Raw genomic sequence first — 15,171 nt, 5'->3', positions numbered from 1 at the left:
AGGAACCTAAAATGCACCTTTTCTAAAAAATATACAGATCTTCGATATCAAATTTATGGTATACCAATTAACTTCTATAATCGCCATTAATCATGACGTACTCTTTTGTCAAATCACAAGACCAAACTGCCGCTTTACCAGCACCTAAACCGATATCAACACGAATTGTGATGTGTTTACCTCGCATATACGTCGCTATCGTCTCTTCGCAATATTCAGGATCTCGCTCACCATTAACTGCTAAACGATGTTCACCAAACCAAATTGTCAAAAGATCACGGTCTACTTCAACACCTGCCTTGCCGACCGCCATAACCACCCGCCCCCAATTAGCATCTTCACCAGCAACAGCTGTTTTTACAAGTGGTGAATTTGCAATTGAGAAGGCTATGGTTTTAGCAGCTTTATCTGTTGTCGCACCAATCACATTGACCTCAATTAAATGGTGTGCACCTTCTCCATCACAAACAACTTGTAATGCAAGTTCATGTAAAAGTGCGCTTAAATGTTTTGAGAACACTTTATAACGTGGATCAGTTTTACATGTAATGCAAGGAAAATTTTCTTTTCCTGTCGCAAACATCATGAGCGTATCTGATGTTGAGGTATCACTATCGACAGTAATTGAATTGAAAGAACCCTGGACAGCCTCTAATAACAAGGCTTGAAGGATCTCCGAAGAAATACCTGCATCACTTATGACAAAAGAGAGCATTGTTGCCATATCTGGTGCAATCATACCAGCACCTTTTGCAATCCCATTAATGGTAACAATCTCTCCACCACATTCAAATCTGCGTGTCGCAAGTTTTGGAAATGTATCCGTCGTCATAATAGCTTTTGCTGCTTCCAACCAATGCCCTTCCTTTGCTGTCTCCACCATAGTGGGTAAAAGACTTACAATACCCGATGCATCCATTGGTTCACCAATAACACCTGTAGAGGCTATGAAAATTTCATTTTCGCTAGCTTCCAAAACACTCGCGGCTGCACTCATGATTTCATTTGTTGTATGCCTCCCTCTGCGCCCCGTAAAAGCATTTGCATTCCCCGAATTAACAACAACACCCCTAGCAACCCCATGAGGAAGCGAGGCACGGCAATGCTCCACAGGGGCAGATGGACATTTTGAACGTGTAAAAACACCGGCTACACTTACTGGTTTATCAAATATGATAAAAAGAAGATCCGTACGACCTTTATATTTAATTCCAGCTTCAGCTGTTGCTATCCGCACACCAGATAATGGCGGAAGCTCTTGTATGTATTTGGGGGATAAAGGAGATGTCTTTAAAGTCACAGTCTATTTTCCATAAAAACAAACGAAGCAGGTGCAAACACATGATTGCTAACAAATAATCTCTAACAGGCAGATACTAAGAGTTTTGAACGGAACAAATCTCTTAAATCACCAAGCAAAAATATTATCCACTTTTTTCTCGCTATTCTGTGTCTTCTTCATCCGATGTTTCATTAGGAAGTGACGCTCCATTCTGACTAAGCGATTCCATCAGTTTTGTAACATTAGGATCAGGATATTTCACATCTAACTTGCTGCGTAAATCAACAATCAGTTTTTGGTAACGCTCTTTTATCAACTGTGTACGCAACATCTCTTTAACATCATCAAAGACAGGAGGTTGCTTTAAGCGACGATCTTCTACCTTAATAACATGCCAACCAAAAGGACTTTCAACCGGTTTTTTAGTGTATTCACCAACTTTCAAACCAAATGCTGCATCCTCAAAAGGCTTGACCATTTGGCCATGACTAAAGTAACCAAGATCGCCCCCAACAGCAGAAGAACCATCTGTTGAACTTTTTTTTGCAATCTCTTCAAAACTTTCTCCTTTACTTAAACGCTTAATGATCGCTTCCGCTTCTTTTTTCGTTTTGACCAAAATATGACGCGCTTTAACTTCATCCTCTTTCGGTAAAGAAGCAACTTCTTTATTATAAAGAGCCTCCAAATCAGTATCTGAAATCTGATCAACAATTGTCTGTTTAAAATAAAGTTGCTGAAGAACATTGTCGCGCATAACTGCCATACGTTTATCATAAGCTTCTGTCTTATCTATGCCCTCACTGATTGCTGCTTTAGCAAGTGCTTGCATATCTAAATAAGCTTTTAAAACCATTATACGGCGTTGTTCATCAGGAAAACGTGCTAAATTAGGATTGATCTCAAGCGCTAACTCATCCAATTGCCCTGCTGTAATATTTTTTCCATCAACAATTGCCATAATATGAGAGGGAGCGACTGTTTTTTCAGAAGCTTTCTCTAAAGTCTTTAAATCATTCGATGATGAATTCAAACTTTCTTGCGCTATCACCCTTAAACTCGTGTTTGCCAACAGGGCTGATGTTAATAAAAGCATGATAAAATTGAATTTCATAAATATACTCCTTAAAAGTAAAAGCTGGTTCGAGATTCTCTTTTCTTTACCATAACATTTTAATCTCTAAATAGAGATAAATAAATCAGTAATTTTACTTTAAAAAGCATAAACTTGTCCTTTTATCTCAGTTTATTGCATCCTATCTCATATTGATGGAAAATATGATAGTATGAAAAAATGACGTATTACATCCCAAATTACTTTGTATTGTATCAATTAAATAGCATGACTAAAGTTGACACGGTGCATTTAGCCTCTTATCTCTACTTTATAATTAAAGTGATAAATTGCACATCAACAAGTATAATGGTACTATATGCATCTTATATTCATTGCTTAGGGAAATGGCTTGAAGGGTGCGAAGTGTGGGGATAGCTATGACTCTACCCAACGATAGTAATAACAATTAAAAGAAAGGACCAGGGATGGTCGGTTTAGGTGTTTTTGCGCGTAAATTTTTTGGTTCCGCTCATGAGAGACGTCTCAAAGTTCTTCGCCAAAAAGTTATACAAATTAACGCTTTGGAAGAACAGTTCGTGAAGTTAAGCGATGCGCAACTTTGTCAAAAAACTGATGAATTTCGTAAACGCCTCAGAGAAGGTGAAACCGTTGACTTGCTCCTACTAGAAGCTTTTGCAACTGTTCGTGAAGTTGCAAAACGTGTTTATGATATGCGCCCTTTTGATGTTCAGCTCATTGGTGGAATGGTGCTTCATGACTGTGGCATTGCGGAAATGCGTACAGGTGAAGGAAAAACATTAATGGCAACTCTGCCAATTTATCTCAATGCATTGGAAGGTAAAGGTGTTCATGTCGTTACGGTAAACGATTATCTTGCGAATCGTGATGCTGAAACAATGGGAAAAATCTTCGGGTTTCTCGGTCTCTCTACAGGTGTGATTCTCCATGATCTTGATAATGATGCCCGTAGAGCAGCTTATGCATGTGATATTACTTATGCAACAAACAATGAATTGGGATTTGATTATCTGCGCGATAATATGGCTTTTGATCGTAGTCAAATGGTTCAACGTGGGCACCATTACGCAATTGTTGATGAAGTTGATTCGATCCTCATTGATGAAGCGCGTACTCCCCTTATCATTTCTGGTCCTTTAGAAGATCGTACGGACTTCTATAATCTTATTGATACATTTATTCCTGCTTTGATTCCAGAAGATTATGAAATAGATGAAAAACAAAAGACAACAACCTTTACTGAAGTCGGTACTGAAAAAATTGAAAAAATGCTTGAACAAGCCGGATATCTCAAAGGTGAGAGTCTTTATGATATAGAAAATGTTGCTATCGTCCACCATGTCAATAACGCTCTAAAAGCCCATAAACTGTTTGTCCGTGACAAAGATTACATCGTTCGCAATAATGAAATTGTTATTATTGATGAATTTACAGGTCGTATGATGCCAGGACGGCGTTATTCTGAAGGACTTCATCAAGCCCTTGAAGCCAAAGAGCATGTTGCGATCCAACCAGAAAATCAGACACTTGCTTCCATCACTTTTCAAAATTACTTCCGTATGTATAGAAAATTGTCTGGAATGACTGGAACCGCAACAACAGAAGCTGAAGAATTCAATAATATTTATGGTCTCGAAGTTGTAGAAATTCCTACAAACTTACCAATACAGCGTCTTGATGAAGATGATGAAATTTACCGAACAGCAGAAGAAAAATACCGTGCTATTGTAAGTGATATCCGTCAAGCACATGAAAAGGAACAGCCTATTCTTGTTGGAACAACATCTATTGAAAAATCAGAGCAATTGGCAGAGCGCTTGCGAAAAGAAGGTATTTCCGACTTTAGAGTCTTAAATGCCCGCTATCATGAACAAGAAGCATATATTATTGCGCAAGCTGGAGTTCCTGGAGCTTTAACCATCGCAACCAACATGGCGGGTCGTGGAACTGATATACAGCTTGGTGGTAATGTTGAAATGCGTATTCGACAAGAATTACAGGATATGCCTGATGGAGAAGAACGAGCAGCTAAAATTGAAGAAATTAAAAAAGATGTTAAACGCCTCAAAGAAAAAGCATTAGCTGCTGGTGGTCTTTATGTTATTGCTACGGAACGCCATGAAAGCCGTCGTATTGATAACCAGCTACGTGGTCGTTCTGGTCGCCAAGGAGATCCGGGTCGCTCAAAATTCTTTCTCTCTCTTCAAGATGACCTCATGCGTATCTTCGGTTCTAACCGTATGGATGGTATGTTGCAAAAACTTGGATTAAAAGAAAATGAAGCTATTACCCATCCGTGGATTAATAAAGCTCTTGAAAAAGCACAAAAAAAAGTCGAAGCACGAAACTTCGAAATTCGTAAAAATTTATTAAAATATGACGACGTTATGAATGACCAACGAAAGGTCATTTTTGAACAGCGTATGGAAGTCATGAATGCAGAGGATCTAACAGATACGATTCTTGAAATGCGCAATGAAGTCATTGAAGATCTGGTAGAAGCTTATATCCCATTGGGAACATATTCTGAAAAATGGAATGTGAAGGCTCTACAAGAGGAAATTCATCAACTTTTCAATCTTGGGCTTCCAGTAGAAGAATGGGCAAAAGAAGATGGAATTGCTGAAGAGCAAATTTTACAGCGCATATCAGATGCTATTACAAAACTTGACAATGAACGGACTGAACGCACTTCTCCAGAAGTCATGGCTTATTTCCATAAAGCCATATTACTTGAAACCATTGACACTTTATGGCGTGAACATTTGGTAAGTTTAGATCATTTACGTTCTGTTGTTGGTTTTCGTGGTTATGCACAACGCGATCCACTCAACGAATATAAAACAGAGGCTTTTGAACTCTTTCAGTCTATGCTTAGAAATTTGCGCAGAATTGTTACTTCTAAGCTCATGCGTTTTGAAATCATTCAGCAATCTACAGATCCCCTCACATCTTTGCAAACAGATACTGATAGCTCTGTTTCAAATGATCAAGGAGAAGAAAATATTTCTACTTTGTGGGCACGAACACAAGAAAATAAAATTGTTAACCCTAAAGACCGAGATCCAAACGATGTCACCACATGGGGGAAAGTTGGACGTAATGAGCGTTGCCCTTGTGGTTCAGAGAAAAAATATAAACACTGTCATGGATCCTTCGTTTAAAAAACAGTAAACAATATGAATAAAAAGCGAAACTATGAGCAAGAATTACGCACCGCGGGTTTAAGAGTCACTCGTCAAAGGCGTATTATTCTCGATATTTTGACGGATACAGATGATCATCCGAACGCGTTTGAAATTTTTCAGCGTGCTCATAAAATAGACGCTAGTATTTCACTCTCAACTGTTTACCGAACCATGAAAACATTAGAAGGAAATGGAACAATTCATCGCCATACCTTTAGTGGTGGCCCCTCTCGTTTTGAGCAAGCAGATGAGCAACACCATGATCATCTCATCGATGTAGAGACAGGACAAGTTATTGAATTTCAGTCTGATATCATTGAAAAAATGCAAGAAAAAATCGCAAAATCCCTTGGTTATGATATTATTTACCATCGTCTCGAACTTTATGGAAAAAAACGCAATTCTTAAATTAATGATTTTATATATATCGCCAAAGAAAACTTCATGAAAATGGGTCTTTATACAAGTTTACCTTCATGATTTATAGTTTTCATTGGCAGAGCAATTTTTCTGCTTTATTACTCCTTTTTATAGGATACTATAAAACAATCAATCGTTAGTATTATTAACAAATTAGGCTAATATTGTCATGGTTTCTTTGCCACAAGATCGTATGCGACAGCTTGAAAAACGCTTTGAAATAATTGAAAGCCAAATGGCTGAAAATCCCAATGCTGAAACATATGTAAAACTCGCTTCTGAATATGCAGAATTGCAACCAATCGTTACCTCCATACATGCCTTAAATGCTCTTTATAAAGAGAGTACAGAACTGGAGGCCCTCATCAGTGATAAACTAACAGATATAGAGATGCGTAATCTTGCTCAAGAAGAGCTAGCATTATTATATCAAAAGATGGAACAACTTGAAAAAGAGCTCCAGATTCTTCTTTTACCCAAAGATGTCGCTGATGAAAAAAGTGCTATTATTGAAATTCGAGCAGGAACAGGTGGGTCAGAAGCAGCACTTTTTGCCGGTAATCTTTTTCGCATGTATGAACGTTATGCCAATATGCATAACTGGAAAGTTGAAGTCGTTTCCCTCAATGAAGGGGAGGTTGGTGGATATAAAGAGATTATTGCAACCATTTCAGGCAAAGGTGTTTTTTCTAAACTGAAATTTGAATCAGGTGTTCATCGTGTGCAACGCATTCCTGAAACGGAAACAGGTGGACGTATTCATACATCTGCTGCTACTGTTGCAGTACTTCCAGAAGCTGAGGAAATTGATATCGAAATCCGTCCAGAAGACATTCGTATCGATACAATGCGTGCATCTGGAGCAGGAGGACAGCATGTCAACACAACTGACTCAGCTGTTCGTATCACGCATATTCCAACAGGAATTATGGTTGTGCAAGCAGAAAAATCACAACACCAAAATCGGGCACGTGCAATGCAAATTTTACGTGCGCGCTTATTTGATATCGAACGACAAAAAGCAGAAAATGAACGTTCAGCTTCGCGTAAAAACCAAGTTGGCTCTGGTGATCGCTCGGAACGTATTCGTACCTATAACTTCCCTCAAGGACGTATCACAGATCACCGTATTAATCTTACTCTGTATAAGCTTGACCGCGTCCTAGAAGGAGATCTTGATGAAATTATTCATGCACTCATCTCCGATCACCAGACAGCACTTCTTATGGAAATGGATAACGATGAATGAACGTATACACTCTTAATGATGCTATCCGAAAAACACAAAAAAATTACACAATCAAGGAATTTCTGAAGCTAATCTTGAGGCAAAAATACTTGTTGAATGGATAACAGGTACAAATGCCTTTGATAGAATTTCCCAACCAGATCTATGCCTCTCTTGTGAGCAAATTGCACAATTAGAACATGCTGTACAACGACGCCTTTCTGGAAAACCAGTCTATCGTATTATTGGAAAACGAGAATTTTATGGTATATCTTTCGCACTCTCTCAAGGTACCTTAGAACCACGCCCTGATACAGAAACGCTCGTAGATCTTGTCTTACCACTCCTCAAAAAACGTGGTGAAAAATCAAAAAAAATAACATTGCTTGATATGGGAACAGGAAGTGGTGTGATTGCTGTTGCGATTCTTAAACACATTCCCCACTCCTACGCAGTGGCTGTCGATATTTCCGAAGATGCTCTCAAAACAGCGACACAAAATGCGGAGAATGCTGATGTTATAAATCGTTTTATGCCTCTTCTTAGCGATTGGTTTGATTCTGTAACAGGTCAATTCGATCTTATCGTTTCCAATCCACCTTATATTCCAGAAAAAGAGATCCAAAATCTTGCAAAAGAAGTGCGGCTATATGATCCATTACGCGCTTTGAATGGTGGGAAAGATGGTCTTGATTGTTATCGAAAACTCGCTCATAAGGCAAAAAACCACTTAAACGCAAAAGGTTTTGTCGCTGTCGAAATAGGCTACTCTCAAGAAAAAGAAGTTTGCGGCTTGTTTGAAAAAAATGGCTTCAAGTGCCTAGAAATGCGCAAAGATCTTAACGACATACCTCGCACACTTCTTTTTGCATGTAGTTCTTAAAATTCCCAATCATCATCCGTGGTAGCAATTGCCTTGCCAATGACATAAGAAGAACCGGCGCCTGAAAAAAAGTCATGATTTTCATCAGAATTTGGTGACAACGCCGCTAAGATAGCAGGATTAACGCGGCAAACCTCAGGAGGAAAAAGAGCTTCAAAACCTATATTCATGAGAGCTTTGTTTGCATTATAATGAAGAAAAATTTTAACATCTTCTGTCAATCCAAGTGCATCATAAAGATCTTCCGTATATTTGCATTCAATATTGTAAAGATCAAAAAGCAAATTAAAAGCAAAATCTTTCATTTCTTGCCTTGCAGCTTCATCAAGTTTTGCAAACCCCAATTGAAATTTATAGCCTATATAATAACCATGGACAGCTTCATCACGAATGATAAGTCGAATGAGATCTGCTGTATTTGTTAATTTAGCGCGACTTGCCCAATACATGGGTAAATAAAAACCAGAATAAAATAAAAAACTCTCCAATAAAGTTGAAGCGATCTTCTTCTTTAGCGGATCATTTGCTTCATATCGTTCAAGCACTAATCTCGCTTTTTTTTTGCAAATGAATATTTTCTTCTGACCATCTAAAAGCATCATCAACTTCCACTGTTGAACACAACGTTGAAAAAATAGAAGAATAAGAACGTGCATGAACCGCTTCCATGAAGGCAATATTTGTTAACACTGCCTCCTCATGCTCTGTTATCGCATCAGCTAATAGTGAAATGGCTCCTACGGTATTTTGAATCGTATCTAGGAGCGTTAACCCCGTAAAAACACGAATTGTTAGTTGACGTTCCTCCTCAGTCAAACTTGCCCACGAAGGGATATCATTAGAAAGCGGAACCTTTTCAGGCAACCAAAAGTTTCCAGTTAAGCGATTCCATACTTCAAGATCTTTCTCATCATGCAATCTATTCCAATTGACAGCGCAAACAACAGAATCCTTTGTTGTAATTTTTGTCATATGATTATCTCCTATAGACTACACGAAACACAGCCATCCACCTCTGTTCCACTCAACGCAACTTGCCGCAACCGTACATAATAAATACTCTTTATACCCTTTTTCCAAGCATAAATTTGCGCGCGGTTAATATCACGCGTGGTGGCTGTATCCGGAAAAAATAATGTTAATGAAAGACCTTGATCAACATGCTGTGTAGCAGCTGCATAGGTATCAATAATTTTTTCAGGACCTATCTCATAAGCATCCTGGTAGAAATTCAAATTCGTATTATCCATGTAAGGAGCGGGATAATAAACGCGCCCAATTTTTCCCTCTTTGCGAATCTCAATCTTTGAAGCTATTGGGTGAATGGAAGATGTTGCATGATTAATATAGGAAATAGATCCTGTGGGGGGAACAGCCTGTAGATTGCGATTATACAGCCCGTACTCAACAACTAAATTCTTGAGTTCCTGCCAATCTTTTTGGTTTGGTATAACGATATTATTTCGTGCAAAAAGCTCTTGTACAAGTGCAAACTGTGGTTTCCATTCTTTTTCAAGATATTTTGCAAAAAAACGACCATCCGCATAAGCTGATTTGTCAAACCCTGCAAAGACTTTTTGGCGTTCGCGTGCAATTAAATTGGATGCACGTATTGCATGATACGTTACAATATAAAAATAGATATTGGTAAAATCAATCGCTTCTGGAGATCCATAATAGATCTGTTCACGCGCTAAAAAACCATGCAAATTCATTTGTCCCAAACCAATCGCATGGCTCTCAGCATTGCCCTTCGCAATCGAAGGGACACAGTCAATATTGCTCATATCGGAAACAGCCGTAAGAGCACGAACAGCCGCTTCTACCGTCTGCCCAAAATCACGACTTTCCATTGCTTTTGCAATATTCATCGAACCAAGGTTACAGGATATATCACTTCCAATAGTGCGATAAGTTAAATCTGTCTCCAGTTCACTGGCCTCACTTACCTGCAAAATTTCTGAACATAAATTGCTCATACTTATTCGTCCGGCTATTGGATTGGCGCGGTTGGCTGTATCCTCAAATAAAATATAAGGGTAACCTGATTCAAACTGAATCTCAGCTAATGTCTGAAAAAAAACACGTGCATTTATTTTCTTTTTACGAATCTTGGCATTATCAACAAAAGATCGATAATGCTCTGTCAAAGAAATATCACTAAAAGGTTTTTCTGTAACACGCTCGATATCATAGGGTGAGAATAGGTACATATCCTCATTATTACGTGCAAGCTCAAAAGTAATATCAGGAATCACCACACCAAGCGAAAGTGTTTTGATTCTGACTTTCTCATCAGCATTCTCACGCTTTGTATCCAAAAATTTCATAATATCTAAATGATGCGCATGTAAATAAACAGCACCAGCCCCTTGCCGTGCACCAAGTTGATTGGCATAAGAGAAAGAATCTTCCAAAAGTTTCATCACAGGTAATACACCTGAAGATTGGTTTTCTATTTGCTTGATTGGTGCCCCTGCTTCCCGCAAATTGGTCAAACAAAGTGCTACACCTCCACCACGTTTTGAGAGTTGTAAAGCTGAATTAACCGAACGCCCTATCGATTCCATATTGTCTTCAACACGCAACAAAAAACATGAAACCAATTCGCCACGTTGTTTTTTCCCCGCATTTAAAAACGTTGGTGTTGCCGGTTGGAACCGGCCTGTAATAATCTCATCTACCAAAATTTCAGCAAGCATTTTATTTCCTTGTGCTAAATATAACGCCACAAGGCAAACACGGTCTTCATAACGCTCAAGATAGCGTTTTCCATCAAAAGTTTTCAATGTATAGCTGGTATAATATTTAAATGCACCCAAAAAAGTAGGAAAACGAAACCTAAATGCATAAGCACGCTTAAAAAGTTTTTTTATAAAAGAGAAATCATAAAGCTCAAACAAAGCGTTTTCATAATAACCTTCTTCTATCAGGTAATCTATTTTTTCCTTCAAGTTATGAAAAAAAACCGTGTTTTGATTAACATGCTGGAGAAAATATTGTCGTGCAGCAAGTCGGTCCATATCAAATTGAATATGACCATTTTCATCATAAAGATTAAGCATTGCATTCAACGCATGATAATCCATAATCTGACCTGATTTTTGTGATTGTTCTATACCGATTGTTTCCAAAATCTTTCCAATCCCTTCTTTACACAAATAACATCTTCATCCGTTCCACGTAACTCAAAACGATAAAGACAAGGTACGAAACATTTTTCAGCAATGATCTTACTCGCTAAACTATAATAGCGACCAAAATTGCGATTCCCACCACCAATAACACCACGAATCAATTTGCGATTTTCTACCTCATTGAGAAAACGGATAACTGCTTTGGGAACAGCTCCTCTCCCTTCACCATCTGCATAGGTAGGAACAACTAATACATAAGGCTCATTAACTAACACAGACGGGTTTTTCTTATCGATCTTGAAAAGTCGTTGGCCAAGCTGAGAAACAAAATGTTCAGTATTACCCGTTGCACTCGAATAATAAACAATAAGTTCCATTAAACACAAAGACCACTAATCATATCTGGTCTAAAACCAGACCAATGATTTTCACCACAAACAACCACAGGAACCTGACGATATCCAAGAGATTGAACAAAAGTATATGCTTGTTCATCACGAGAAATATCGACTACACGATAATGAATACCTTTAGCATCAAAGGCACGACGCGTAGCATCACATTGAACACAAGATGGTTTGCTATAAATAGTGACCGGCATTTTCTTCAACTTTCAAAATTCTAACAAATCAACCCTTAAAGGGTTTATTCTGATAACTTCATAAATACTCAAGGATAACAAAAAATAGGAATCGTACACAAACACGTAGGGGCTATACCTCTTGTCAATAGCACATAGCCTCCTGAACACAAAAGCAATCCCCATCAAATAATTCAAAAATTATGATGAAAATAAACAATTATTCTATAACTTAAATGGCAAATTTCCTTAAGTTTACAACAATCTTTTGCTTGCATTACAATTCCCTCCTACTGTCTGAAAAAGGAACACCCCCGCAACTACTTACCGTAGCTTAGTTTTACTCTTTCAAGACAAAAACCAATGACGAAAACAAAAGGAGATTCCTTTGAGAGAAATACTCCTATAGAGATAAGACTCTCCTTTTTGAATAAAATCTTTAATGATTATATTACGGAAATAACTTAGACACCAAACGAAACACACTTTACCCTCACTTGTGCTTATTTAGAATCAACAATCATTCTGATACTATATATAGTATACACGCTCTTTTTTTCGTCAAGGAAAATTCAATTATTATTTTGAATTGTCCACGATCTTCTCACTGATATTTTTAACTCTCAACACATATGTAATAATATAACATTTTTATTGACAAACGTTATATTATAACATAACTTTTTGAGATCAATAATTTAAGGTGGAATTATGAGGCTGCATTTCAACAATGCAACATTAGGCTATGTAAATAGGATAGCTATCAAGAGCTTTTCAGCAAAATTAAAAGCTGGATCGTTGGTAGCAATAATAGGCGATAATGGCGCGGGAAAATCTACGCTGCTAAAAGCCGTGGCGGGATTGATTAAACCTCTCAATGGTAAAATTACAAAACCGAAAAAAAGCCGAATTGCTTATCTTGCCCAGCAATGTGATATAGATCAAACATTTCCCATTGATGTACAATCGCTTATAAAAACAGGATTATGGTCTTTTTGTGGATTATGGAAAAGTCATCGCTCTTATTACCCTAAAATTCAGAATGCACTCGAAATGGTTGGCCTTACAGCACTGGCTACGCGTTCACTTGATACGCTCTCAAGTGGCCAATTACAGCGCGCCCTTTTTGCACGTATTATTGTACAAGATGCCGATATTATTTTGCTTGATGAACCTTTCAATGGTGTAGATCGTAATACCCAAAGGGATCTTCTTGCGTTGATCACACACTGGCAACAACAAGGACGAACAGTTCTTACCGCTCTCCATGATCCTGTTGTCGTGCAAGAATATTTCCCCCATATAATTCAAATTGATAGAAAAAATGCCTTTTATGAAGAAACACAACAGTTTTTCCATAACAACATTCATCACGTTATGCCATCTTTCACATCACCTTCTTTCGATATCAACACATTAAAACAATATTTCCCCCTCGATGATTCTCGTTCTATGAGGTTATAATACGTGTACGCATTTTTTCTTGCTCCCTTTATTGATTTCCATTTTATGCAAAGCGCCCTTATCGGTTCAGTTTTACTGTCCATCAGTGCCTGTCCTGTTGGTGTATTTTTGATGCTGCGTGGAATGAGTTTAACAGGAGATGCTATATCCCATGCTATCCTTCCTGGTGTTGCGATTGCTTTTCTCCTTTGTGGATTTTCGCTCCTCTCTATGACACTTGGTGGTATCTTAGCTGGTATTATTGTTGCTTTAGCAACAGCCTTGATTTCACGAAATAGCTTTCAAAAAGAAGATGCATCAATGACAGTCTTTTATCTTATTGCACTCGCAGCAGGTGTCATCATTGTTTCTCTTAAAAACTCAACGATTGATCTGCTTCATCTCTTATTTGGCTCAGTACTTGCACTGGATACACAAGCTCTTTTACTCATTACCGCTATAATGCTAATCACAATATGCAGTCTTTATATTTTCTGGCGCGCACTGGTATTAGAAAGCTTTGATCCCCTCTTTTTTAAATCACTCTCTCCACTGAGTAAATATGTTCATATATCACTGCTTATCCTTGTCGTATTGAATTTGGTTGGTGGCTTTCAATCACTAGGCACATTGCTTTCTGTTGGCATTATGATGATTCCAGCCATTACCGCCCGCTTTTGGCTTTCACATTTGGGCTCTATCTGCATACTCTCTATTTTCTTGGGAATCATTGCAAGCATCTGTGGACTCCTGCTTTCTTTTCATCTGTCGCTTCCCTCCGGTCCTGCTATTATTATTGCCGGAGGATTTATTTATCTTCTTTCTTGCCTCATAAGTCCACGTGGCTTTATTGTAACATGGTTTCCTCGTCTCTTTTATACATCCCTCCCTACCCTAAGGAAATAATATGCCTAAATTTATACAACAATTTGTTCTACTTGGAACTCTTTTATTGTTTGTCTTTTTTCCATTTTCTACTTCTGCGCACAACAAAATTAAAGTTGTTGTAAGCTTTTCCATTCTTGCAGATTTAGTAAAAAATGTAGGAGGCGATCATATTTCTATAACGACCCTAATCGGCCCTAATGCGAATACCCATACTTATGAACCTAGTCCCAGTGATGCTAAAACTCTTAGAAATGCTCACATTATTTTCATCAACGGACTGCATTTAGAAGGTTTCATGGATCGTCTCATCACAGCAAGCGGAACAAAAGCACTGCTTGTCGAAGTGAGTACTAACATCTCTCCCCTTAAAATTCAAACGCAAGAACACACTTCCCATCAACACCACCATCACAGTGATATTGATCCACATGCTTGGCAAACCCTTCCTAATGTTGAAATTTATACCAAAAATATTGCTGCTGCTTTATGTAAAATCGATCAACAATCCTGCGCGAGCTACCAAAAAAATTCCAACATCTACATCCAAAAGCTTCAAGCAACACAAGAAGCACTTACCAAAAAGATTGCGACTATCCCAACAGAGAAGCGTATCATTATCACATCTCACGACGCCTTTGGCTATTTTGCACAAGAATATGGTTTCACCATCCTTGCACCCCAAGGTGCTTCAACGGAAACTGAAGCAACAGCAGCCGATGTAGCCCAACTTATCAAACAAATTAAAGCGAATAAAGCAACCGCCCTATTCGTTGAAAACATCTCTAATCCCCGCCTCATAAAACAGATTTCAAAAGAAACAGGTTTAAAAATTGGTGGAACTTTATATTCCGATGCATTGTCGGACGAAAACGGTCCTGCTGCAACATATCTCGAGATGATGGAACATAATGTTAAAACTATTATTGATGCGATAACAAAAAACTAAAACGAGTCTACAAAGGAGCGAATAAAAAGGTGTAAACTCATAGTGGATATAACTTAAAATCTTACCAATAATAGTATAAA

General features: G+C 38.1%; 10 protein-coding genes and 3 pseudogenes. 7 read left to right on the top strand and 6 right to left on the bottom strand.

Annotation, left to right across the window (positions count from 1 at the left end; all coding sequences use genetic code 11):
* Positions 1 to 67: 67 nt before the first annotated feature.
* Positions 68 to 1,300 (bottom strand): bifunctional glutamate N-acetyltransferase/amino-acid acetyltransferase ArgJ, encoded by a 1,233-nt coding sequence (gene argJ / locus NMK50_RS00620; RefSeq protein ID WP_254770483.1) that lies wholly within the window; start codon positions 1,298 to 1,300, stop codon positions 68 to 70.
* Between the two features lie 142 nt (positions 1,301 to 1,442).
* Positions 1,443 to 2,396 carry a peptidylprolyl isomerase gene (locus tag NMK50_RS00615; protein WP_254770482.1) on the bottom strand — a complete coding sequence of 318 codons (954 nt, stop codon included), beginning with the start codon at positions 2,394 to 2,396 and terminating at the stop codon, positions 1,443 to 1,445.
* Positions 2,397 to 2,824: 428 nt separating this feature from the next.
* Between NMK50_RS00615 and secA the strand changes: the two genes are divergently transcribed.
* From secA to prmC, 4 genes and pseudogenes are all read left to right on the top strand, one after another.
* The gene (gene secA / locus NMK50_RS00610) at positions 2,825 to 5,542 is read left to right on the top strand and encodes a preprotein translocase subunit SecA (protein WP_254770481.1); all 2,718 of its coding nucleotides are present in this window, start codon (positions 2,825 to 2,827) and stop codon (positions 5,540 to 5,542) included.
* A pseudogene (locus NMK50_RS00605) lies at positions 5,481 to 5,974 on the top strand (Fur family transcriptional regulator). The gene secA and the pseudogene NMK50_RS00605 overlap by 62 nt, the downstream one beginning before the upstream one ends.
* A gap of 181 nt (positions 5,975 to 6,155) precedes the next feature.
* Positions 6,156 to 7,235, top strand: a complete 1,080-nt coding sequence (prfA, locus tag NMK50_RS00600) for a peptide chain release factor 1 (RefSeq protein ID WP_254770479.1) — start codon at positions 6,156 to 6,158, stop codon at positions 7,233 to 7,235.
* Positions 7,232 to 8,097: pseudogene (gene prmC / locus NMK50_RS00595) on the top strand (peptide chain release factor N(5)-glutamine methyltransferase). Before prfA ends, prmC begins: the two are co-directional and overlap by 4 nt.
* On the opposite strand, the pseudogene nrdF reads toward prmC, so the two are convergent.
* The 4 genes and pseudogenes from nrdF to nrdH all read right to left on the bottom strand — a co-directional run bounded on the left by nrdF (position 8,094) and on the right by nrdH (position 11,835).
* A pseudogene (nrdF, locus tag NMK50_RS00590) lies at positions 8,094 to 9,069 on the bottom strand (class 1b ribonucleoside-diphosphate reductase subunit beta). The pseudogenes prmC and nrdF overlap by 4 nt on opposite strands.
* Before the next feature lie 11 nt (positions 9,070 to 9,080).
* A complete protein-coding gene (gene nrdE, locus NMK50_RS00585; RefSeq protein ID WP_254770478.1) occupies positions 9,081 to 11,231 on the bottom strand; it encodes a class 1b ribonucleoside-diphosphate reductase subunit alpha in 2,151 nt (716 codons plus the stop codon).
* Entirely contained in the window at positions 11,213 to 11,611 is a 399-nt protein-coding gene (nrdI, locus tag NMK50_RS00580) for a class Ib ribonucleoside-diphosphate reductase assembly flavoprotein NrdI (RefSeq protein WP_254770477.1), read from the bottom strand. Before nrdI ends, nrdE begins: the two co-directional genes overlap by 19 nt.
* Positions 11,611 to 11,835, bottom strand: coding sequence for a glutaredoxin-like protein NrdH (nrdH, locus tag NMK50_RS00575; RefSeq protein WP_241438092.1), 225 nt, complete (start codon positions 11,833 to 11,835; stop codon positions 11,611 to 11,613). Before nrdH ends, nrdI begins: the two co-directional genes overlap by 1 nt.
* Positions 11,836 to 12,525: 690 nt before the next feature.
* Here nrdH and NMK50_RS00570 point away from each other — a divergent pair.
* Genes NMK50_RS00570 through NMK50_RS00560 form a run of 3 tightly spaced genes read left to right on the top strand, consistent with a single transcriptional unit; the run spans position 12,526 to position 15,091 of the window.
* Positions 12,526 to 13,278, top strand: a complete 753-nt coding sequence (locus NMK50_RS00570; RefSeq protein WP_254770476.1) for an ABC transporter ATP-binding protein — start codon at positions 12,526 to 12,528, stop codon at positions 13,276 to 13,278.
* A gap of 3 nt (positions 13,279 to 13,281) precedes the next feature.
* Complete coding sequence (locus tag NMK50_RS00565; protein WP_254770475.1) at positions 13,282 to 14,163, top strand: metal ABC transporter permease; 882 nt, start codon at positions 13,282 to 13,284, stop codon at positions 14,161 to 14,163.
* A gap of 1 nt (position 14,164) precedes the next feature.
* Positions 14,165 to 15,091: a metal ABC transporter solute-binding protein, Zn/Mn family gene (locus NMK50_RS00560; protein WP_254770474.1), complete on the top strand. Its 927-nt coding sequence runs from the start codon at positions 14,165 to 14,167 to the stop codon at positions 15,089 to 15,091.
* Positions 15,092 to 15,171: the final 80 nt, after the last annotated feature.

The sequence above is a fragment of the Bartonella harrusi genome (genome assembly GCF_024297065.1).
GTDB lineage: Bacteria > Pseudomonadota > Alphaproteobacteria > Rhizobiales > Rhizobiaceae > Bartonella > Bartonella harrusi.
Note: the sequence above shows the minus strand (reverse complement) of the source record. Positions and strands in the feature narration are given on the sequence as shown.

Bases quoted from the DNA above. Each gene is read 5' to 3' on its own strand.
- NMK50_RS00615 (WP_254770482.1), bottom strand. From the start codon at position 2,396: ATGAAATTCAATTTTATCATGCTTTTATTAACATCAGCCCTGTTGGCA.
- secA (WP_254770481.1), top strand. From the start codon at position 2,825: ATGGTCGGTTTAGGTGTTTTTGCGCGTAAATTTTTTGGTTCCGCTCAT.
- prfA (WP_254770479.1), top strand. From the start codon at position 6,156: ATGGTTTCTTTGCCACAAGATCGTATGCGACAGCTTGAAAAACGCTTT.
- nrdI (WP_254770477.1), bottom strand. From the start codon at position 11,611: ATGGAACTTATTGTTTATTATTCGAGTGCAACGGGTAATACTGAACAT.
- nrdH (WP_241438092.1), bottom strand. From the start codon at position 11,835: ATGCCGGTCACTATTTATAGCAAACCATCTTGTGTTCAATGTGATGCT.
- NMK50_RS00570 (WP_254770476.1), top strand. From the start codon at position 12,526: ATGAGGCTGCATTTCAACAATGCAACATTAGGCTATGTAAATAGGATA.
- NMK50_RS00560 (WP_254770474.1), top strand. From the start codon at position 14,165: ATGCCTAAATTTATACAACAATTTGTTCTACTTGGAACTCTTTTATTG.